This window comes from Vibrio sp. JC009 (assembly GCF_029016485.1).
In the GTDB taxonomy this organism is placed as follows: Bacteria; Pseudomonadota; Gammaproteobacteria; order Enterobacterales; family Vibrionaceae; genus Vibrio.
The window spans coordinates 1,496,579-1,516,928 of record NZ_CP092106.1 but is presented as its reverse complement, the minus strand read 5'-3'; the positions used below and the strand labels follow the sequence as shown (position 1 = coordinate 1,516,928).

19 protein-coding genes and 2 pseudogenes are annotated in these 20,350 nt (G+C 46.4%); 12 read left to right on the top strand and 9 right to left on the bottom strand.

Annotated elements, in window-relative coordinates:
- Window positions 1-220: 220 nt before the first annotated feature.
- The gene (locus L3Q72_RS06960) at window positions 221-1,555 is read right to left on the bottom strand and encodes a D-serine ammonia-lyase (protein WP_275131925.1); all 1,335 of its coding nucleotides are present in this window, start codon (window positions 1,553-1,555) and stop codon (window positions 221-223) included.
- Window positions 1,556-1,860: 305 nt separating this feature from the next.
- Between L3Q72_RS06960 and L3Q72_RS06955 the strand changes: the two genes are divergently transcribed.
- The 3 genes from L3Q72_RS06955 to L3Q72_RS06945 all read left to right on the top strand — a co-directional run bounded on the left by L3Q72_RS06955 (window position 1,861) and on the right by L3Q72_RS06945 (window position 4,385).
- The gene (locus L3Q72_RS06955) at window positions 1,861-2,364 is read left to right on the top strand and encodes an MltR family transcriptional regulator (protein ID WP_275131924.1); all 504 of its coding nucleotides are present in this window, start codon (window positions 1,861-1,863) and stop codon (window positions 2,362-2,364) included.
- Between the two features lie 107 nt (window positions 2,365-2,471).
- A complete protein-coding gene (locus tag L3Q72_RS06950; RefSeq protein WP_275131923.1) occupies window positions 2,472-3,320 on the top strand; it encodes an EAL domain-containing protein in 849 nt (282 codons plus the stop codon).
- A 33-nt stretch (window positions 3,321-3,353) separates the two neighbouring features.
- Window positions 3,354-4,385: a C45 family peptidase gene (locus L3Q72_RS06945; protein WP_275131922.1), complete on the top strand. Its 1,032-nt coding sequence runs from the start codon at window positions 3,354-3,356 to the stop codon at window positions 4,383-4,385.
- 51 nt (window positions 4,386-4,436) lie between these two features.
- Here the strand turns inward: L3Q72_RS06945 and L3Q72_RS06940 are convergent, their stop codons facing one another.
- Window positions 4,437-5,318: a CHAD domain-containing protein gene (locus L3Q72_RS06940; RefSeq protein WP_275131921.1), complete on the bottom strand. Its 882-nt coding sequence runs from the start codon at window positions 5,316-5,318 to the stop codon at window positions 4,437-4,439.
- Window positions 5,319-5,553: 235 nt separating this feature from the next.
- Here L3Q72_RS06940 and L3Q72_RS06935 point away from each other — a divergent pair, with 235 nt between their 5' ends.
- From L3Q72_RS06935 to L3Q72_RS06915, 5 genes and pseudogenes are all read left to right on the top strand, one after another.
- Window positions 5,554-6,846 (top strand): extracellular solute-binding protein, encoded by a 1,293-nt coding sequence (locus L3Q72_RS06935; RefSeq protein WP_275131920.1) that lies wholly within the window; start codon window positions 5,554-5,556, stop codon window positions 6,844-6,846.
- 118 nt (window positions 6,847-6,964) lie between these two features.
- Window positions 6,965-7,846 (top strand): ABC transporter permease subunit, encoded by an 882-nt coding sequence (locus tag L3Q72_RS06930; protein WP_275131919.1) that lies wholly within the window; start codon window positions 6,965-6,967, stop codon window positions 7,844-7,846.
- An 11-nt stretch (window positions 7,847-7,857) separates the two neighbouring features.
- The gene (gene ugpE, locus L3Q72_RS06925; RefSeq protein ID WP_275131918.1) at window positions 7,858-8,700 is read left to right on the top strand and encodes a sn-glycerol-3-phosphate ABC transporter permease UgpE; all 843 of its coding nucleotides are present in this window, start codon (window positions 7,858-7,860) and stop codon (window positions 8,698-8,700) included.
- A 19-nt stretch (window positions 8,701-8,719) separates the two neighbouring features.
- Window positions 8,720-9,781, top strand: coding sequence for a sn-glycerol-3-phosphate ABC transporter ATP-binding protein UgpC (ugpC, locus tag L3Q72_RS06920; RefSeq protein ID WP_275131917.1), 1,062 nt, complete (start codon window positions 8,720-8,722; stop codon window positions 9,779-9,781).
- A 25-nt stretch (window positions 9,782-9,806) separates the two neighbouring features.
- Window positions 9,807-9,947: pseudogene (locus L3Q72_RS06915) on the top strand (DeoR/GlpR transcriptional regulator); the annotation flags it as partial.
- Here the strand turns inward: L3Q72_RS06915 and L3Q72_RS06910 are convergent.
- From L3Q72_RS06910 to L3Q72_RS06895, 4 genes and pseudogenes are all read right to left on the bottom strand, one after another.
- Window positions 9,942-10,193 (bottom strand): annotated as a pseudogene (locus L3Q72_RS06910) (type II toxin-antitoxin system RelE/ParE family toxin); the annotation flags it as partial. The pseudogenes L3Q72_RS06915 and L3Q72_RS06910 sit on opposite strands and share 6 nt — an antisense overlap.
- Window positions 10,181-10,438 carry a type II toxin-antitoxin system Phd/YefM family antitoxin gene (locus tag L3Q72_RS06905; RefSeq protein WP_275131916.1) on the bottom strand — a complete coding sequence of 86 codons (258 nt, stop codon included), beginning with the start codon at window positions 10,436-10,438 and terminating at the stop codon, window positions 10,181-10,183. The gene L3Q72_RS06905 and the pseudogene L3Q72_RS06910, both read right to left, overlap by 13 nt.
- 274 nt (window positions 10,439-10,712) lie before the next feature.
- Entirely contained in the window at window positions 10,713-12,362 is a 1,650-nt protein-coding gene (locus tag L3Q72_RS06900) for a HAMP domain-containing methyl-accepting chemotaxis protein (protein ID WP_275131915.1), read from the bottom strand.
- Window positions 12,363-12,560: 198 nt separating this feature from the next.
- The gene (locus L3Q72_RS06895) at window positions 12,561-14,069 is read right to left on the bottom strand and encodes a DUF3612 domain-containing protein (protein WP_275131914.1); all 1,509 of its coding nucleotides are present in this window, start codon (window positions 14,067-14,069) and stop codon (window positions 12,561-12,563) included.
- A 159-nt stretch (window positions 14,070-14,228) separates the two neighbouring features.
- Between L3Q72_RS06895 and L3Q72_RS06890 the strand changes: the two genes are divergently transcribed.
- Window positions 14,229-14,795, top strand: a complete 567-nt coding sequence (locus L3Q72_RS06890) for a hypothetical protein (RefSeq protein WP_275131913.1) — start codon at window positions 14,229-14,231, stop codon at window positions 14,793-14,795.
- Window positions 14,796-14,846: 51 nt separating this feature from the next.
- Here the strand turns inward: L3Q72_RS06890 and L3Q72_RS06885 are convergent, their stop codons facing one another.
- Complete coding sequence (locus L3Q72_RS06885; protein WP_275131912.1) at window positions 14,847-15,341, bottom strand: M48 family metallopeptidase; 495 nt, start codon at window positions 15,339-15,341, stop codon at window positions 14,847-14,849.
- A gap of 90 nt (window positions 15,342-15,431) precedes the next feature.
- Between L3Q72_RS06885 and L3Q72_RS06880 the strand changes: the two genes are divergently transcribed.
- Window positions 15,432-15,668, top strand: coding sequence for a glutaredoxin family protein (locus tag L3Q72_RS06880; protein WP_275131911.1), 237 nt, complete (start codon window positions 15,432-15,434; stop codon window positions 15,666-15,668).
- A 17-nt stretch (window positions 15,669-15,685) separates the two neighbouring features.
- Window positions 15,686-16,258, top strand: coding sequence for a nucleoside triphosphate pyrophosphohydrolase family protein (locus L3Q72_RS06875; protein ID WP_275131910.1), 573 nt, complete (start codon window positions 15,686-15,688; stop codon window positions 16,256-16,258).
- 279 nt (window positions 16,259-16,537) lie between these two features.
- Here the strand turns inward: L3Q72_RS06875 and L3Q72_RS06870 are convergent, their stop codons facing one another.
- Complete coding sequence (locus L3Q72_RS06870; protein WP_275131909.1) at window positions 16,538-17,566, bottom strand: succinylglutamate desuccinylase; 1,029 nt, start codon at window positions 17,564-17,566, stop codon at window positions 16,538-16,540.
- Between the two features lie 156 nt (window positions 17,567-17,722).
- Window positions 17,723-18,751 (bottom strand): nicotinate-nucleotide--dimethylbenzimidazole phosphoribosyltransferase, encoded by a 1,029-nt coding sequence (cobT, locus tag L3Q72_RS06865; protein ID WP_275131908.1) that lies wholly within the window; start codon window positions 18,749-18,751, stop codon window positions 17,723-17,725.
- Between the two features lie 174 nt (window positions 18,752-18,925).
- Here cobT and sbcB point away from each other — a divergent pair, with 174 nt between their 5' ends.
- The gene (gene sbcB / locus L3Q72_RS06860; protein WP_275132082.1) at window positions 18,926-20,350 is read left to right on the top strand and encodes an exodeoxyribonuclease I; all 1,425 of its coding nucleotides are present in this window, start codon (window positions 18,926-18,928) and stop codon (window positions 20,348-20,350) included.

The following is a 20,350-nucleotide window of genomic DNA, read 5'->3' as shown; positions in this document are numbered from 1 at the left end:
GTTATTGTTAACTCTACAGCGCGTTGACAGTAGATCCCGGATAAATGCTTCGCAATTTCCGGGATGACGCAAATGAAAGTAACTCAACCTCCTCGTCATTCCCGTGAAAACGGGAATCTGATTGAAGCGCGTTGTAGAGCATGAGGTTATTGTTAACTCTACAACGCGTTGATAGTAGATCCCGGATAAAAGCTTGGCAATTTCCGGGATGACATCAAGGTTATTGCTCTTTGGACTTTTCCAAATACTTCACCATCTCCTCTTCAGGAACCATTCCCCCTCCGGTCGCCCAGACAAGATGCGTTGCATTCTTCATTTTTTCTTCGGTAAATTGCATACGCTGCAAATATTCACGGTTACCCTCCACCACCAGAGGGCCATACATACCAGCAAGTGCAGACGGCTCAAGCTGAATATCTTCACTTTCGCTAAGCTCCCCCAAAAGCCGGTACATACGCTCATCAGAAATGGTGTAATAGCCATCCAGTAACCTTTCCATCGCCCTTCCGACAAAGCCGGATGGACGGCCAACAGCCAGGCCATCAGCGGCGGTAACATTATCAATGCCGATATCCTGAACAGAAATGCCATCATGCAATCCGGTATGCACGCCCAGCAGCATACATGGAGAATGCGTCGGCTCGGCAAAAATACAGTGAACATGATCACCAAAGGCCATTTTCAGCCCGAAGGCCACACCACCGGGTCCGCCGCCTACACCACAAGGCAGATAGACAAATAGCGGATGGTCAGCATCAACCGCTATTCCCTGCTCTTCAAACTGCTTCTTCAGGCGCTCACCAGCAACTGAATAACCAAGAAACAGGGTTTTCGAATTCTCGTCATCAATAAAGAAACAACTCGGATCCTTTTCTGCCTCTTTGCGGCCGTTGGCAACGGCCACACCGTAGTCCTGCTCATACTCAACCACATTTACGCCATGGGAGCGAAGTTTGGCTTTTTTCCACTCACGGGCATCCGCTGACATATGAACCGAAACCTCAAAGCCGAGTTTGGCACTCATTATACCAATGGACATCCCCAGGTTACCCGTTGAACCCACCGCAATACTAAATTGCTTAAAGAAGTTTCTGAACTCTTCGTTAGCCAGCTTACTGTAATCATCGGCTTCCGATAAGATCCCGGCTTCTAACGCCAGTTTTTCTGCATGAGTCAGAACTTCATAAATGCCTCCCCGCGCTTTAATCGAGCCTGAGATAGGCAGATGACTGTCCTTTTTCAGCATCAGTCTGCCATTAATATCTGAGCCGGATTCAGACTCATGCAGCTTCTTCATCTGAGGAATTTCAACTAGCTCAGACTCAATAATACCGGCAGACTTCGCGGTTTCAGGAAACACTCTGGCAAGATAAGGGGCAAAGCGCTTCAGCCTGTCACTGGCATCTTTAATGTCTGTACTGTCAAGCCCCACATAAGGTAATGCCTCACTCAGGCTTGTGATGGCAGGGTTAAACCAGCTCACTTCATTTAGCTGCATAAGTTGTTTAAGCAGAGGAAAATCCCCGGTTATTTTATCAACACTGATAGTTCTCATACTCCCCCCTGAGTAACAGTAAAGCGTAATTATACCAACACCAGTAATTAGCTGTTCAGTGATTGCGCAGGAAAAATCGCTAAGAGCAAGGCAAAATTTGCAGTAACTAGTGGATCTAATTACAAAAATTTTAACGCAGCTATTAGCGATTTTAACAAGCAAGGATGAACAGATAATTGCTGGGATTGGTATTATACAAAGGATTAGATTAATTATTGCTAATCAATCACATAATAAAGTTAACATTTAATCCTATACTATAATCAGAACGCCATAAATTACTTCTGGGGATAATTGACAACCAAATGGAAAAAGCTGACACAAACCTGTTCGCTGATTGCAGCACACCTTTAGAGCTGATTCAGATGGTGCTGGCAGAAATCACCGGCATTGTTGATGAAAAGTATGGGCAGGTGGTTCAGGACAACAGCATTATGATGCCCGAAGTTGGCCGCTATCTGGTGAGTGACGCTCAGCCCGTCTACACCATCGAAGTCAAAATGAAAATGCTTAACCTTTTTAATAAGCTGGAACAGTCTGATTTACTGGATATCAAACAAATCATACAGCTTGAGCACGCCCTGAGTACCAGAGAATCCGTTCTCTCTTTTTCAGACCCTGCATTCTTCAACGCGGTTAAAAAGCTTCAGACAATAAGGCAGGAGCAGTTACTTAATTTTGATCTGATTCAGTTGGAAGACGGTATCGACCATCTGTTTTTTCAGGAAGAAGTTACCCTTCAGAATACAAAAATAAAAACCGAGCTCATCATCGCAATGCATCATCTGCTCAACAATATTAATCACTAACATCAATACAACGCTTTCTTACATCATTCCGCCAACTGAAACAATTGTTGTATTCTCTGTCACCAGTAAGTCTGAGATCCTAAACAAAACAGTAAACAGGAATTCAGATGTTTCGCTTGTCACTCCTCAATCCATGCACCTGCTTTGTCGATAAAGATGGCACTGCCGCCAAAAAGGCCCGAACTGAAAAAGAGCTTCGTAAAGCACTGCAAAACTTAAATCAATTTGAGATCTGGTATCAGCCGCTGGTCTGCCTGGACAGTGGCAAGATCTTTGGTGCCGAAGCACTTTTGCGCTGGAGGCACCCGGAACAGGGATTAATTCCGCCGGATCAGTTTATCCCTGTCGCCGAATCCACCGGGATGATTGTCCCTATCGGCAATATGCTGATTGAAAAGCTGTGCCGACAGCTGAGCCAATGGAAGCCCTTATTATCAGACGAGTTCCATCTCTCCTTTAATTTGTCTCCGGTTCAGCTATACCGTTCCGACCTTTCAAAACATATACAAACAGCAATGGAGAAGCACAATATCTCCCCTGAGCAACTCTATCTGGAGATAACAGAAAACCTGCTGATAAAGGACGAAGAGAAAGCTCTGGCCGTATTAAAACAGCTCAGAGATCTGGGGCTGCAAATATGGCTTGATGACTTCGGCACCGGTTATTCTTCGCTGGCCTATCTGAGACGGTTTGCCCTCGATGGTATAAAAATAGACCGCTGCTTTATCAAAGAGGTCACCTCCTCTTATAAAGACAAAGAGCTGGTTAAAGCCATCATTGCCCTTGCAGAGAAACTCGAACTGGGCGTGATTGCAGAGGGGATAGAATCAACACAGCAATTAAGCTGTCTGAAAGAGTTTAAATGCCCTAACGGGCAGGGTTATTGCTTTTCCAGGCCATTGCCAGGCGGCGAGTTTCAGGCGTTGCTATCGGATTGGTATTACAATCTGTTATAGTATGCCTCCTTCATAAGAATCAGGAATATACAGATGCGGGTGATAGAGTTTTCAGGCAGTCATTACCAGTTGGGTTATCTTATTGGTGAACGGTCAAAGTCCATTTTTGCAACTTATATCATGCAAAGTGAAGGGTTTAAAACCTTAAGTCAGTGGAAAAACACCACCTGGTTTCAGGAAGTGAAGCAGCTTATTGCCACCCGGCAAGCAGATATTCATTCCGAGCTGCAGGGCATAGCCGATGGCGCTGAGCAATCCTATGACGATATCCTGCTCTGGAACTGCCGGGGCGATCTTATTCACTGTGTTCCCGAAGGCTGCACCTCCATCGGTGTCACTCAGGATAAACTGACTCTGGTTGCTCACAATGAAGATGGCGATCCTGAACTGAAGCCCTACATATTTCTGCTTAAAGCTGAACTGGACGCTTCTGCCAGCTTCACTTCGTTTGTGTATCCGGCCTCCGTCCCGGGCCACTCCTTTGCAATGAATGAGCATGGTCTGGCGTTTTCGGTAAACAATATCCGCTTAACCGACTATCAGGCAGGCCTGCCTCGTATGGTAACTGCCCGCTCACTTCTTATGTGCCGGGATTATCAGGAGTTTATTCAGAAGCTTGAATCTCAGACCCGAACCGGCGCCTTCCACTACACTGTTGCTGATCTTACGAACAGAAAAGCATTCAGCATTGAAGCGCCGTTTCAGAAGGTGTCCGCTATTGAAGCCGCCCCGGTACGTGTGCATGCCAATCATTTGGTTCATGACAAGCTTAACCATGTTAATCAGATAATTACTGACTCTTCTGCATCACGGCAAAGCCGAATGGAAGAACTGACTTCAGCCTGCTCAGACAGATTAGTAACAAGCGAAGAGTGCCTGAAAATACTCAGAGACAAGCATGATGAAATCTTGCCCGTATTCAGAACCGCACCGGACGACCCCGATGAAGAAAATACTCTGGCAACCGCTATCTTCAGCTTTAAAAAAGAAGGGCTACTGATGGAGGTATTTGCTCCTGACAGTAACGAGCCTGTCTATACAGAGTTAAACAAGGCTCAACAATAACAAACTGTAAGCGGAGCCTTTTTCGGCTCCCTTTATATTTCTGCCCCGGATTTATATACCGGCCATATGCTCCCTGACCTGCTCTAAATGGTAATCGTGCCTTTCAGTTAAGTACCGTAGCAGATACCCGGCAAACAGAGCGATGTATTTCAGATTCTTATCATTCGCCTGCTTTTGCTCTATATAGCGCAGGATTAACGTCTTCTGAACAGAATAGTCATGAATCAGTCCAAGGTGGTCCTGAACTTTCTTCACTTTTTTTACTCTGGTTTTATCCTGCCCGGGCTGATAGAAACTGCTTGTATACCTTAGCACCTTGACCTTTATTCTGAATCGGTGCAGCTCTTCAATGGGCAACTCCGATAACTTATCCAACCGGTTATCCAGCCATTTCTTCTGTCTGTTAATAAATTTATCTATCAATAACTTCGGGGGTTCCTGCACGGGGATTTCTTCAATGCGGTCAATTAAACGAAAGGCCAGGTCGCTTTGCTGCAAATAATCACCGCTGACAAACCAGGAGCGTATGTTATTTCGCAGCTTTACCATTTCCCACTTCATATCTTCCGTCATCAACTGTTTACCCAGTGATAAGTAGCCGTTTAATTCAAACGAATACTGGTTTAGTTGTTGCAGAAAGACTTCCGTATCCCGGAGTTCACCGGTTGGTTCCAGCAGCTTTTTTAATACGAGGTTAAGATCGGTTGCCAGAGAGGGCTCCAGTACTTTCCTGCTTGCTTTTAGCAGGCTCCGCGCCTGCCTGAGTGCAACCCGGTATTGATGAAGCGCTTCAGGATGTGAATGCTCCAGATAGAGCTTTGCATTCTGATCCGACACAGATAAAAACTCTTTCAGGCCACAGGCAAGAATCTGATTTACCTGCTGATATTCAGGGTTAGCCGAGATCTTATTTGCGCAAATATACGAAATCACACCTTCTCCTTACCTGACCAGGATCCGCATACCACATTAAGTATAGAAAACCAATTCAGCCTCGCCATAAGTATCAGATTTAAGACGTAATATTCTCCGAATCTAAATAAATCATTCATTAAAGATCAATTCATACGAAACAGAACTGTCACAAAAAACAGTAAATATACCACTCAAACGAAACACACAAACACTCGCACGAAACCTTAACTTTTATTACATAGGAAATGGAACAATGAAAAATTTATGGATCGCCGGTGTGCTTTCTGCTGCTGTATCTGGCAGTGCGTTTGCAACAACTGAAGTTACCTGGTGGCACGCAATGGGCGGTCAGCTTGGCGAAACAGTAAACAAAATCGCAACTGACTTTAACGCTTCTCAGGACGACTACAAGCTGGTACCTGTTTATAAGGGTTCATACACTGAAACTCTGACTTCCGGTATCGCAGCGTTCCGTGCAAACGAAGCACCAAATATCCTTCAGGTATTTGATGCCGGTGCGGCGACTATCATGAACGCAAAAGGCGTAGCTAAGCCGGTTGCAGACATCATGACAGAGTCTGGCTATAAGTTTAATTCTGCTGATTACCTTGCTGGTGTACGTAATTTCTACGCTGACAGCGAAGGCAAAATGGTTGGTATGCCATTTAACAGTTCTACGCCTGTTCTTTACTTCAACCGCGATATGCTAAAAGAAGCTGGCGTTGAAGCACCAAAAACTTACGAAGAAATGGAAGCTGTTGCTCAGAAGCTAAAAGCAAAAGGTCACGCTGCATTTTCTCAGTCTCACACTCCTTGGATCTTCTTCGAAAACTTCAAGTCTCGTCACAACCAACAGCTGGCTGACAAGAACAACGGTTACGATGCACCGGCAACAAAAGTACAGTACGCAACTAAGAACCTTCAAATGCACTTCTCTAAGATGAAGGAGTGGGCTGATAAGGGTTATTACAAATACTACGGTAAAGACTGGTCTGCAAACCAGACTCCGTTCGAGCGCAAAGAAGTGGCTATGTGGATCGGTTCTTCAGGCTCATTCGGCGGTCTTCGTCAGCGCGTAGACTTCCACCTTGGCACAACCTTCCTGCCTTACTGGGAATCTGTAAACAAGAACCCTAATGTTACCTTTATCGGTGGTGCTGCTCTGTTCGCGCTTTCTGGCCATGACAAAGCAGAAGATAAAGGTGTTGCAACATTCTTCAACTACCTGACAAGTCCTGAAGTTCAGATGTACTGGCACAAAACTACAGGCTATGTTCCTGTAACCAACGCTGCCTACGAACTGACCAAAGCTTCTGGCTACTACAACGAAAGTCCTGCCGCTGAAGTTGGTGTGCAGCAGCTAAGCCTTCCTGGTGGTGAGTGGACTAAGGGCTACCGCCTTGGTTTCTATCCGCAGATTCGTGAAGTGATGTACCGCGAAACAGACAAGATCTTCTCTGGCGAATCAGAGGTTAAGCCTAGCCTTGAGAAAATCGACGCAGAAGCTAAGCAACTGCTTAAGCGCTTCGCTCGTACTGTTAAGTAGCGCTGTATAACTAAAGGTTTATTTCAGCCATACAGCTCGTTGATAGTAGATCCCGGATAATTGCTCAGGCAATTTCCGGGATGACGTAAATAACTCACCCAAAACTCCTGGAGTTTCCGTGGAACGTAGACAACAATTTCGTCATACTCCTCTGCCCTACCTGTTTCTGGCACCGCAGATTTTAATTATTGCGATCTTCTTTATTTATCCGGCAGCGCAGGCAATGTACCTGTCGTTTATGCTTGAAGATCCCTGGGGATTGTCCTCTACCTTTGTCTGGTTTGAAAACTACACCATGTTGTTTGAATCAGAGGAATATTTAAAGTCTGTCGGTTTTACTCTGTTTTATTCCCTGCTGGTTTCGTTCTTTTCGCTCTCTTTTGCCCTGTTGCTTGCCGTTAAAGCAAACAACATTCTTCATGGCCAAAGCATCTATAAAGTAACCTTAACCTGGGTTTATGCTATTGCACCCGCCATTGCCGGCATGATAGGTACTTTTATTTTTAATCCGCATATTGGTGTATTTACCGACATGTTCAAAGCTGTTGGTGTAGATTTCAGTTATCAGACTAACTCTACCCACGCGATTGTAGTGCTGGTTATCGTCTCTGTCTGGAAACAAATTTCGGTTAATTTCGTCTATTTTCTGGCAGGGCTTCAGTCTATCCCTCACTCGGTAAAAGAAGCCTCAATGCTGGATTGCACCAGCGATAACCGTCGCTTCTGGACTATTACCTTCCCGCTTCTTGCACCAACAGGCTTCTTCCTGCTGGTCATTAACCTGACCTACGCCTTTTTCGATACCTTTGGTGTTATCGATATGATGACGGCGGGTGGTCCTGGCGGCTCCACTACTTCCCTGGTTTACAAAGTGTTCACTGACGGTTTTGTTGGTGCCGATCTGGGTGGCAGCTCTGCTCAGTCAGTGGTGCTTCTGGTGATGGTGCTGGGGCTGACCTACCTGCAGTTCCGCTTTGTTGAAAAACGTGTTCACTATTAAGGTGCGATGAAATGAAGTCGAATAAAATTACAGATCACATCATCCTTATTATCGGTGCTATGGTGATGCTGGCGCCTATCTGGCTGATCTTCGCCAGCTCTACCCATGATTCAAGTACTCTGCTTACAGAAGGTCTGCAGTTTATTCCGGGTGATAAATTTTTCGAGGTGTATGACAAAGCCTGGAATACCGATCAGGGTTTCTCTGCCGGCGTGACTGCCCGCACCATGATTGTAAACTCCATGATCATGGGCCTTGGGTTTGCCATTGGTAAAATTATTATCTCCATGTGCGCTGCTTATGCGCTTGTCTACTTCAGGTTGCCGCATGCCACCGCCTGGTTCTGGCTGATCTTTGTCACTCTGCTTTTACCGCTGGAAGTACGGATCATGCCCTCCTATGAAGTAGTTTCCAATCTCGGTATGCTAAACAGTTACTCCGGCCTGATTATTCCGCTTATAGCTTCGGCGACTGCGACCTTCTTTTTCCGACAGTTCTTTAAAACCATCCCGGACGAACTGCTGGAAGCCGCGCAACTGGATAACGCTGGACCGCTGCGCTTCCTTATCGATATCCTGCTTCCGCTTTCACGCACCATGATGGCAGCGATTTTCATCATTATGTTCGTGGTCGGCTGGAACCAGTATCTGTGGCCAATCATGATGACCACAGATGAAAGTTACAACACTATCGTGATGGGCATTAAACAGATTCTGGCCAATATCAACGAAACGCCGGACCCTAGATACAACTACGCTTTTGCCATGGTCATCCTGGCTATGCTGCCACCCATTCTGGTGGTCATCATTTTCCAGCGCTGGTTTGTTAAAGGCCTGGTAGAAAGTGAAAAGTAAGCAGATAAAGGAATAATAAATGTTAGATATCAAACAACTGGTAAAAACCTACGAAAATGGTCATCAGGCAGTAAAAGGCATTGATTTGGACATAGCTCAGGGCGAGTTTATTGTACTGGTTGGTCCATCCGGATGTGGCAAGTCTTCTATTCTGCGCTCAATTGCCGGTCTGGAAGCGATAAACAGCGGGGAAATCCATCTTAATAACCGACGCGTGGATACTGAAAAGCCAGCGCTGCGTGACATTGCCATGGTATTTCAGAACTATGCACTCTATCCGCATATGACGGTTTACAACAATCTAGCCTACGGTCTGAAAAACCGTGGCGTGGATAAAAACCTTATCGATGAAAAGATTCATAGCGTTGCAAAAACACTGAAAATTGAGCAGTACCTTGACCGCAAGCCGGCAAAGCTATCCGGTGGTCAGCGACAGCGTGTTGCTATGGGGCGCGCGATTGTCCGCGATCCGCAGCTCTTTTTGTTTGATGAACCGCTTTCAAACCTGGACGCCGCTCTTCGCGCTCATATGCGTCTGGAAATTAAAAAGCTGCAACGTGAATTGGGGGTCACCAGCGTCTATGTGACGCACGATCAGGTTGAAGCGATGACACTGGCAGACCGTATCGTTGTGCTGAACCAGGGTGAAATTGAACAGGTCGGCACGCCTCATGAGGTATACCACAAACCAGCCAGCCGCTTTGTCGCCAGCTTTATGGGCAGCCCGGCTATGAACTTTATCCCGGCCCAAATTTCCGGGGGTTACCTTATACTTGGAGATAAGAAGATCTTTGTTCCTGAGTACGCTGATGCAGAAGGTGAAGTGGTTCTTGGTATCCGCCCGGAGCATGCGGAAACCAATCCACTGCCAGATGCCCTGCAGTTGGAAATGAAGCTCAGTGTGGTGGAACCACTTGGTCCGAACCAGCTGGTTCACGGAAAAGTGGAAAACAGTAACTTTATTGCAGTTACTCCAGAAGTCGATTTCGATCTGGATACGCCACTAAATCTGTATGTTGAGCACCATAACCTGCACCTTTATGATACTCAGGGCAAGCGCATCGCGCTAAATCAGCAGTAAGGAACCGCCGTGAGTTTATCATCCAGACAAAACCAAGCCAGGCCGCTACGCGCCAGTTGTCAGTGGCCAGTTGGCAGAGATAAAGCGTCTGTTTGTTGACGAGTCTACTCCGGCATTTAAATCGCTGTGCAGAGCCAGTCAGGTTGAACTGGTTGTGGCAGAATAAGATAAGCACTTTATTATCAGCCAGCTTATAGAAAATTCTGCAAGGGTTAACTACAACTTCTCTGTAGTTAAGGTGAGCAAGTTCAGGAGGGATACGACCTGACTCAGGAAAACTCTCAAGGCGTTCAACCCTGGAAAAAACAGTCTGGACCAGAAGTTTAGCCGCGATATGATTCTCAAGCGCAATATACTCCGCAATCTCATTTAAGTCAGATAATGCCGTTTCAGTCCAGACTATTTCAGCCATTTTGACATTTTATCCTTTGCCTCTTCCTGACTTACCACTCTACCTTCAGCAAACGCCCTTTCTCCACGGGCAATGCCTTCTAAAATCGCAAGTCGTTTCTGCATAAACTCATAATCTTCAACATCAACAAGGTAAGCGGAAGGTTTTCCGTGTTCTGTTATTAGCACAGGCTCTTTCGTATCATGAAGATCTGCCAGGATTTTCGTTGCCTGACGCTTAAGTGAAGTAACCAATTCAACTTTCATTTTTCGCGAATCCGGAAATAAACAAAGTGATACTATTGTATCACTTCAGCAACAAGGTTCCACGCTTAAATAACAAAATCATGGTACGGGCATTTATGGAAGAAGTCCCGCTGACGCTTTCTGATTTTCGGCTCATAAGCCAAAATTGTGGGAAGAATATGCAGAAAGAAAGTAATCATCCGCCCATAAGACTCAGGCTTTGCTCTATGGGCAGATGAAGGAGTGTCAAAATCGCTAATAACTAATAGCTAATGGCAATTTATTGACATTGGTATTAGTAATTAAACTTCGTCACACTGTCACGCATAGTTTCTGTCAGCCTTGCTACCTCAAGTGAAGTGCTGCTACTCTGCTCTGCTCCTGCTGAAGTCTGGGACGAAATATCGCTGATGGAGACCACGTTCTGGTTAATTTCATCTGTCACTGAGCTCTGCTGCTCAGCGGCCGTAGCAATCTGCGCATTCATGGAATTTATCCGTTCAACATTATCCGAAATCCGGTTTAATGCCGTGCCTGCTTCATTGGCCATTTCAACCGTCATCCTGGCCTGCTCAGCGCCCTGCTCCATGCGCTGTAAAGAGCTGTTGCTGCTTTCCTGAAGACTCTGAATCATAGCTTTGATCTCTTCAGTGGACTGCTGAGTTCTGCTTGCCAGAGAGCGAACTTCATCTGCAACTACCGCAAACCCTCTGCCCGCTTCACCGGCACGCGCAGCTTCAATCGCGGCGTTAAGTGCCAGCAGGTTGGTCTGCTCCGAAATACCATCAATAACATCCACTACGCTGCCAATTTCCATACTTTGCTTGGATAGCTGCTCAATAGTACCGGTAGACTCGACGATTTCGTCATTCAGCTTGTTGATCATCTCTATGGTATTTTGCACCACCTGCATGCCTTCGTCGGTGGCTCTTTCTGCTGCATCAGAGGCCTCCGCAGCAGAAGCTGCGCTGTTTGCAACCTCCTGGACCGTTGAAGAGAACTCATGAATAGCCGTTGCGACCATCTGTGTCTGCTGCTCCTGCTCAACCACATTCTGCTTAGTCTGCACGGATACGGCTGAGCCCTCTTCTGCCGCGCTGGCAAGCTGTACAGAGAACTGATCCATATTGCTAATCACATTCTGGAATTCGCTTACGATAACGTCCACGTTATGGGATACATCGGCAAGCTCATCGTTGCCGTCAAGTTCCACTCTTCGAGTCAGGTCGCCTTCAGAGACAATCTGTGCGGTAGTCTGGATACGCTTCAGCGCTCTTCTGATCCTACGGATAATGACCCAGGCCAGAACACTGATGGCACCGGCAGCAATAAGCGCGATAATAGAAAGTTGAAAAATAAAGGTATTTATCTGCGCTTCGGTTTCATCATAAATCTGCCTGGCTGCCTCCACCTGAGCTGCAAGGAACTCACGGGCAAGCCGGCTCACCACTTTATATTTAGGGTTAATTGTGGTCAGCAGCACCCTGTTGGCATTGTTAAAGTTACCTTTATTGATTTCATTAATGGAAACCTTAAATCCCAGGTTTGTCAGAGTCGTCAGCTCTTTAAGTAACTGCTCCGCCAGTTGCTTTTGCTCATCAGTGAGTTCAGAAGCCAGTATCTCCTGACTAACCAGAACTTTCACTTCATTAAGATCGCTCATTACACTGTCAAGGTGCTGAGACGTTGGATGATCATGCATAGCCACAAATTTACCATCCGGATCATGCTGGAAGGCGAGCAGCAGCTCACTTCGGGCAGTATCGATGCGGTTTAACGCTTCATTGGCCCTGTTACTGTTTATCAGGCCCTGAGAATAAAGATGGTGTATGGACCGGGAAGCTTCCTTCATACCACTTATTGAGGCATAAGCGATAATGGATAGCGAAGCTATGACTAATAAGACTATCGTTCGAAGCCTGAAGTTGACGCTGTATAAGTTCATTGTGGTTCCTTAAATAGTACACGCAGCCACTGCGTAAGATTTATTGTTGTGCTTTCGTTATAGTTGTATTGTTTATTTACTCAAAAAGTAAATAACCTTACTTAGCATATGCCAATCATGCTTCAAAATGCCATACGGGGGCGCAATAAAAGTGATGTCTATCAATGATTGTGGCTAATATAGACGGATAGGAACTTATCAGCTTTTGTTATAACATCCCGGGCTCCTCGGACAAACATTCCCGCGAGAACAGATAAGCTGCGCTCCGGCTTCAATGCCCCGCTCAATCCAGTTAATATTCAGGATCCTGCTCACTGAGGTAAGCTCAGTTTTTATCGGCTTCGGAATCTGCACCTCTCCACCACGCTCAACACAGAGTGCACGCAGCTCCGCAGCCAGCTCCTGCCCTCTTCCACCCTGTGCATCAATTGCCGGGTTTAGATCGACTCCGGCGCACAGCACCCGCTTGTTTCCGGCCGGGTCAATCACACCTAAGGACTCACAACAGTAAATCCTTGGTTGGTCATTCACATCCAGAATGGAAAGCTGGGCACAGGAGCAGTCTTTCGGCTCGGACAACATTCGGAATACCGACCAGTGCTGGCAGGGATCATTCACTTCCCGCATATTTCCCCAGGGAAGCGGAATACCATTTCCGCGATATACCGCTTTTAGCTTGCCCGGGGCATGAGCATCAAAATAGTGCCAGTGAGGATATGGGGAAACCACCGTCATTCGCCGCATCGCCACCGAAGGAGAAACGGCTGCAGCTTTATGAACACTCACTTCGTATCCGTGCCTGTCCAGCAGTTGTCTGAAAGGCACTTTGGGGCAGAGCAGTGCGCCGGCAAAGAAACTGGCTTCAAAGCTGCGCCACGCCTGAAGGATATCCTGCGGATTAACCGGAGATCCCTGAGTAACCGCGTCATCTTCGCCCCAACTGTGGCTGCCAAGTGCCAGGGAGCTCACCAGTCCTTCACTGTTGTGCAGCACACAATGGCCGATATAAACAGCCAAATCGTACTTCAGGCGCGTTGGATGATGTCGCAAAATAGTATTTAGATGCACATTACGCGGCGGTTCAAAATAGGAGGTAACAAGCCGGTGGTTGATTACTCCAAACTCATCCAGCACCTCTTTAGGTGCTTCTTCAAACCAGTGCACTTTAAGTCCATGAGCAGTGACCAGTTCCATAATATCTTCCACTTCTACCGGAAGACGCTTAGCACCAACCTCTTCAGCCGCTCTCTCAAGGTCCGGAAAGTGGTTCTGGTGATGCTCCTGATAAGCACGAATAAGCAAGTGTGCAAACTGCCTACCGGTAACGCCGGTTTGAGAAAGCAACTCAGGAATCGCTATCTGCAGCATTTCGTTGGAGAAAAGAAAACTGGGCTCCAGTGGAATGCCGCTCAGCCCTCCCTTTCTTCCTTTTTCGGGTGTAATAGCCTGAGCTTCGGGTTCATCGTCCAGAAACCAGTGGACCTCTTTCTGAAAGACCTTAGCGATAACTTCCAGCATATCCACACTAGGCACTCTTTTTCCACGCTCTATCATGGACAGATAGGAAACCGACGGCGAGTTTTCAGGATCAAGCCTTACGCAGCGCGAGGAGAGATCTTCCATGGTCAGGTGATTACGCTTTCTGAGGTTACGTATCTTTGTGCCAAGGAAGTGCGATTTGCGAACCAGACTCTGTGATGCTCTCATACTGTCACCGCCGTTTGTAAAATTCACATTGTAAAATTTTTGTTGTGAAATTGTATCTAGCTTTTGTGTAATCTACAAATCAAGCAAGCAGACAGTTAGACCAGATCAAACTTTCACGTCTTGCAACGCATTTTAAAGGACTAATTCGAGGACAAGACGATGAATATGCCAGCACTGGATAGCCAGACCAACCAACACCAAAAACGCCACTTTATTGCAGAAGCTGTACTTGCTGTAGAGTCTTTAAAAAACCAGCAAAATCAAGAGAAGCAGCAGAAAGCAATCCACCTTCTGGATAAGATGTTCCCGCTGGATAAAGGCTCACATGAAAACGTAGCCTGCTATATCCGTGACGGCCGCCATCTGATGGCCTATTTTGCTGATGGAACTCACTGCGGCCTGGATAAACCGGGACAGTTTGTTGCCTATACCGGACGCCCGGAGCATCCGTACTCCATCGTACTGCGGGATAAAACCGGCAGTCATATTGAAGTTATATTCAAAAAAGGCTCCAACGAAAGCGGAAGAACGCCCATTGAAATCGCCGATATTCAGCTGGAAACCTGCGCTACTTTTCCGAATATGGAAAGCGAAACACCAGAATGCATGCGCCACTGGGTAAGCCTGATAAAAAGAGATGAAACCGGACATCCGGTTGTCTGTCTGGATGACAAAGATTACACCGCGAAGAATGGAGATGATTACTTTTTGAATTGTTGTTACTAAGGCAAGCCAGTATCGCTTCCTCGCCAGGGATGGCGAGGCTGTGAGGTTTTCTTAACGACTTTCCAGATAAATCATAAACAGGCGGGCATCGAACTCTAACTGGTGATAGTCAGGCTCCATATGACAGCAGAGCTGATAAAAAGCTTTATTGTGCTCTTTCTCTTTCAGATGAGCCAGCTCATGTACCACCAGCATTCTCAGCAAAGGTTCCGGGGCATCTCTGAACACGCTGGCAATACGAATTTCATTCTTTGCCTTCAGCTTGCCTCCGTGATTACGGGATACAAATGAGTGCAGACCCAGCGCATTATTGATCAGATGAATTTTACCGTCATAAACCACCTTACTCAAAGGAGACGATTTCCTCATATAACGGTTTTTAATCTCAACCGTATAGTCAAACAGAGCCTTTTCGCTTTTTATTTCATGGTTATCAGGATACTTATTCTCAAACCAACTCCCGATCTTGCCTTGCGTTATAAGCTGTGAAACCTGCTGAACAATATTCTCCGGGTAGCCCTGAATATAGCGAAGTGAACTATTCATACAAACCTGTGGTGTAAAAAAAGAAGCAGTATAATTCCTTGGCGCAAACGAGTACACTGCTCCGACATTTCAGACTATCAGTAAACGACTATGAAACGTGTTGTCCTTTATATCAAAGATAAGTGTCCGCATTGCAAAGATGCACAAAGATATCTGGATTCCAAGGGAATCAAATACCGCCTGACCAATGCAAAAATGCAAAGAGGCAGAAAGGAGCTCGACGCCATTGGTGCACGTTCAGTGCCGGTATTAAAAATTGGCGATCAGTTAATGATTGGCTGGAACCCGAAAAACTTCGACCGAATCTATAACTCAAAGAATAACTAATTCTCCGGTAATGACTTATGCAACTGACTCAACTCACACAGACTATCTACGACCATATTTACCAAGACATCTGCGAATTCCGTTCTACCTTTGACCTGGCAGTCAATGAGCCGGAATCCATGGACGAAAACTCTGATACTTTGCACTCTTCACTGATTATCGAGGAGATGACTGAACTGGCTCAGGCCGACTCCAAACAAGAGCAGGCTGATGCCATTGTAGATAGCGTTTATGTTTTAATGGGCCGCCTGGTTCATCTTGGTCAGGACAAAGTAGAAGACAACCTGTCTATCAGCTACCTTATCGACGTTCTGCTGAACGCCGCAGCGAACCTGAATATCAACTTTATTCCCTGCTGGGACGAAATCCACTCAAGTAACATGAGTAAAGTCTGCCGCAACGAGCAGGAGTATCAGGAAACCGAAGCGCACTACGCAAAACAGGGAATTACGCTGATGCCGGTAACTAAAGGGGATTATATTATCGCGAAATGCGCAGAAGATTTTGTCGCAGAAAGCAAAACCATCCGCAAAGGCAAGGTCTTGAAATCAGTCTACTACCGCCCGGCAGACCTTTCAGCTCTGGTATAAACCTGCAACCTGCAACCTGCAACCTGCAACCTGCAACCTGCAACCTGCAACCTGCAACCTGCAACCCAAAATTAAGACAAAAAAATGCGCCTTAATCAATAACTTGATATAAGGCGCCAATGCCTAACGAAAGTAGAACGAGAATGTATCACTCTTATTAATGCCAATAGCGTGCCAAAAACACAAAAATCTTTAACTCACTGTTTTTATTAACTTTTCTCTATTTCACCTTCGTTATGCTTCTTTTTTCATGCACCAGCCTGGTGCCGTTGCCCTAAATTAATCGTAAACCAGCTGGTCGTTTTCGTAACGCGTTTCAACTTCACACACCATCAAAGCAGCGCGATGTCCCAGCTCAACGTTTTTATTCGGGAACACAACCGCTTCGTGATCCACTTTAGCAAACAATAACTTATCGCCATCATGGCCAATCACCTGGCCATGTTCAAAGCGGGTAAAGTTTTCAACATCATCACTAAAGTTAAAGTCGAAATCTTCCTGAGTACGCCTGATGGTTTGTGTGACACGGTACGGAATTGGCTGATAGCCCTCCAATGCCTCCAGGCTATCAGCCAACAGCGCTCTGAGTGCCTGCTCAAACGGATCGATAAGCTCAAGATTATTCTGACCAAGAGGCGCTATCTGTCCCAGCTCCACGGTTAATGCCTGAGCACCGAACTTATCGGCGCTGTACCAGCTAAAGGTCGGAGCCGGTGCGTTCGACAGAAGAATCGCTTCAAGCTTAGCTTTCTCAACAAATGAGAATAACTCATGGCTGCGAGTCTTTTTGGTTGTCTTTGGCGATACCGCAAAGGTGAAATGCTTTGACTTTCTGATCGCACAATGGAGATCCAGATGCCAGCACAAACCTTCGTTGGCAGATTTGAAGAAGTCAGCAATATCGTCTGTCAGCTCCTGTGCCAACTTTGTTTCAGCCGTATCCAGTTCGAATCTCATATCAAACAGGCGGTTCAGGTTCTCATCAATATAGCGCAGCTGATTGTGTGTAGCCTTCGGGTGCGCCAGCATAAACAGGCAACGCTCTTTGACTTCCATACGACCATCAATAATGTCAGAAACAATCGAGTCCAGCATTTCCATTGGAGCGGTTTCATCACCGTGAACTCCCACAGAAACCACAATCGACTTAGTTGAATCCGTTACCTCTTGAGGTACAACTTCCAGCAAACCACGCTTCAATAACCTGACCGTCAAACCGGAAGGCAACTGAACCTGATTTGCCACTACTTCTGTTTCTATATCTAAAGAGTCAAAAAGGAATGATTGACGAAACAGAGGTTTTACCATGCATTACTCCTTTGTCACACAGCAGTTTGCCAGTGAAGCTTTTTAATCCGTGCATTTAATCAATTGGGGTTAATCTTAACCTCATATAGTACTGAGTACCAACCCAAGAGCGTGTTTTTTGAGCCTTATCGCCAAGTTATTGGAGAACAAGCAAAATCAAACCGTTACACCTGCACTCTCAAAACTGGCCATCTCGTTATAAAACTCAGCGGCAGCCTTTACCAGTGAATAGGCAATGGCCGCGCCCGTACCCTCGCCCAGTCTCATTCCCAGGCTCAGAAGCGGTGCTGCCTCAAGCTCCTGCAAAACAATTTTATGGCCAGGCTCCTGGGAGTGATGAGCAAAAATCATAATATCCCGACAATCCGGATTGATTTTCTGGGCAACATAAGCCGCCACTGTGATAATAAAGCCATCCACCAGCACAGGAATATTTCGCTGCGCCGCAGCCAGAAAAGCGCCCACAACCTGAACGATTTCATAGCCGCCAACCTCAGCCAGAACAGAAACAGGATCTTTGCCTTTGCACCTTTCAACGCCCTGAGCAACAAGCGCGACTTTTTTTGTCAGTTGCTCTTGCGTTATGCCGGTACCCGGACCAACACATTCCGCCGCCTCACAGCCAGATAATGCGCTCAGTATTGCAGATGCTGAACTGGTATTTCCTATACCCATCTCACCGAACATCAGGATATTACTGCCGTTATCTATACTCAGGTTCGCCACAGACTGACCCAGTTCAATGCCTTTTTGCACCGTCTCTTGCGTCATAGCAGCAGACAGCGCGAAATTATTGGTTCGCTCACCCAGCCTTTGCGAAATAAAACGGCTGGAGTCAGACTCCACAGGCAGAAGAATCCCGGCATCAACAACCTTTAATTCAATACCGTTCACACGGCAAAAGCAGTTTACGGCTGCTCCGTCATTAAGAAAGTTCAGTACCATCTGCTGGGTCACAGCGCTTGGAGCAATACTGACCCCCTCATCGGCAATGCCATGGTCACCGGCAAACACCAGCATGGTCGGATTAGAAAGCGTTATTTTTTCAACAGCACTTTCACGCCCCTGGCTCTGGATCAATGCCAGCCGCATTGCCAGCGTTTCCAGTTCGCCAAGAGAGCCTAAAGGTTTGGTTTTTTGATCAATACGGTTTTGAATCCAGGATTGGTATTTATTCTCTAACATTCTGTTTTTACGGCTTTGTTGTTATTTCTGGTTACATTTCCTCATTATACTCATACCGCCTGAAGATGCATGCCCAATAAGAATTTATTAACTTCACCTCAGCTCAAGATTGCCATTGTATGGGCTCAGTGGTCTAATACACAGCAAAAGCAGATATATCAGGTAAATAGACAGATGCAGCATGAACACCAGCCCACGTTTTTCTTCTTTGATTACGAAACTTGGGGGACAAATCCCGCAACCGACAGGCCAAGCCAGTTTGCCGGTGTTCGTACCGACATGAATTTTAATATTATTGGTGAGCCGCTGGTGATTTACTGTCAGCCGCCAGCCGATTACCTGCCCTCCCCTGAGGCTGCGCTTATTACCGGCATCACACCTCAAAAAGCGGCCTCACAGGGCCTTCCTGAGCCTGAGTTTATCCGTCGTATCCATGAGGAGCTTTCAACGCCAAATACCACAAGTCTTGGTTATAACAGCATCCGTTTTGATGATGAAGTCAGCCGCTATACCCTGTACAGGAATTTCTATGACCCTTATGCATGGAGCTGGCAAAACGGTAACTCTCGCTGGGACCTGCTGGATGTGATGCGTACCTGTTATGCGCTGCGCCCGGAAGGAATTGTCTGGCCTGAAGATGAAGAAGGTTTGCCAAGCTTTAAGCTTGAGCGCCTTTCGGTTGCCAACGGCATTGAACACGCAAATGCGCACGATGCAATGGCAGATGTGATTGCAACCATTGAACTGGCTAAAAAGCTGAAAGCGGCACAGCCTAAGTTATTTGATTATCTGTACAGCATGCGTGGTAAACGTAAAGTTACAGATCTTATCGATATCGTCAATATGACTCCGCTGGTTCATGTTTCCGGCATGTTTGGCCGGGAGTGTTCAAATACCAGCTGGATTGTTCCTGTCGCCTGGCACCCTAAGAATCCTAATGCCGCAATCACGGTAAATCTGGCAATGGATGTAACTCCGCTTATTAAACTGGATAGTGAGCAGCTAAAAGAGCGTCTATACACAAAACGGGATGATCTGGCTCCGGATGAATCTCCGGTACCGGTTAAACTGGTCCATATGAACAAATGCCCGATCCTGGCACCGGCAAAAACACTTACCGCAGAGAATGCCGAAAATATCGGTATTAACCGTGAGCAGTGTCTTGCGAATCTGGCCACGCTCAAACAGCACCCAGAGATCCGGGAAAAACTCATTTCTCTCTACTCAGAAGAGAGAGAGTACCCAGCAGGCGATAATGTCGATACCCAGCTGTACTCCGGATTTTTCTCAAATGCAGATAAAGCCTCTATCGACATTATCCGCCAGACCAATCCTGAGCACCTTGCGGCACTGGATATCTCCTTTGAAGATGACCGGATTGCCCCTTTACTGTTTCGCTACAGAGCGCGAAACTTCCCGCATACACTGACTCAGGATGAGCAAATTAAGTGGGCCGCGCATTGCCGTGATTACTTCGAGCAAAAGCTTCCCGACTATATGCTTAATCTTGAAAACCTGGCTCATGAGCATGAATCAGATGAAAAGAAAATGGCTATCCTGAAATCTGTTTATAAATATGTAGAAAACCTAGTTTCTTAA

What these genes read in the sequence shown, in the direction of transcription:
- L3Q72_RS06870 (WP_275131909.1), bottom strand. Translation starts at nt 17,566, where the DNA reads ATGGTAAAACCTCTGTTTCGTCAATCATTCCTTTTTGACTCTTTAGAT.
- sbcB (WP_275132082.1), top strand. Translation starts at nt 18,926, where the DNA reads ATGCAGCATGAACACCAGCCCACGTTTTTCTTCTTTGATTACGAAACT.
- L3Q72_RS06900 (WP_275131915.1), bottom strand. Translation starts at nt 12,362, where the DNA reads ATGAACTTATACAGCGTCAACTTCAGGCTTCGAACGATAGTCTTATTA.
- L3Q72_RS06880 (WP_275131911.1), top strand. Translation starts at nt 15,432, where the DNA reads ATGAAACGTGTTGTCCTTTATATCAAAGATAAGTGTCCGCATTGCAAA.
- L3Q72_RS06960 (WP_275131925.1), bottom strand. Translation starts at nt 1,555, where the DNA reads ATGAGAACTATCAGTGTTGATAAAATAACCGGGGATTTTCCTCTGCTT.
- L3Q72_RS06950 (WP_275131923.1), top strand. Translation starts at nt 2,472, where the DNA reads ATGTTTCGCTTGTCACTCCTCAATCCATGCACCTGCTTTGTCGATAAA.
- ugpC (WP_275131917.1), top strand. Translation starts at nt 8,720, where the DNA reads ATGTTAGATATCAAACAACTGGTAAAAACCTACGAAAATGGTCATCAG.
- L3Q72_RS06955 (WP_275131924.1), top strand. Translation starts at nt 1,861, where the DNA reads ATGGAAAAAGCTGACACAAACCTGTTCGCTGATTGCAGCACACCTTTA.
- L3Q72_RS06895 (WP_275131914.1), bottom strand. Translation starts at nt 14,069, where the DNA reads ATGAGAGCATCACAGAGTCTGGTTCGCAAATCGCACTTCCTTGGCACA.
- L3Q72_RS06890 (WP_275131913.1), top strand. Translation starts at nt 14,229, where the DNA reads ATGAATATGCCAGCACTGGATAGCCAGACCAACCAACACCAAAAACGC.
- ugpE (WP_275131918.1), top strand. Translation starts at nt 7,858, where the DNA reads ATGAAGTCGAATAAAATTACAGATCACATCATCCTTATTATCGGTGCT.
- L3Q72_RS06945 (WP_275131922.1), top strand. Translation starts at nt 3,354, where the DNA reads ATGCGGGTGATAGAGTTTTCAGGCAGTCATTACCAGTTGGGTTATCTT.
- L3Q72_RS06885 (WP_275131912.1), bottom strand. Translation starts at nt 15,341, where the DNA reads ATGAATAGTTCACTTCGCTATATTCAGGGCTACCCGGAGAATATTGTT.
- L3Q72_RS06905 (WP_275131916.1), bottom strand. Translation starts at nt 10,438, where the DNA reads ATGAAAGTTGAATTGGTTACTTCACTTAAGCGTCAGGCAACGAAAATC.
- cobT (WP_275131908.1), bottom strand. Translation starts at nt 18,751, where the DNA reads ATGTTAGAGAATAAATACCAATCCTGGATTCAAAACCGTATTGATCAA.
- L3Q72_RS06935 (WP_275131920.1), top strand. Translation starts at nt 5,554, where the DNA reads ATGAAAAATTTATGGATCGCCGGTGTGCTTTCTGCTGCTGTATCTGGC.
- L3Q72_RS06875 (WP_275131910.1), top strand. Translation starts at nt 15,686, where the DNA reads ATGCAACTGACTCAACTCACACAGACTATCTACGACCATATTTACCAA.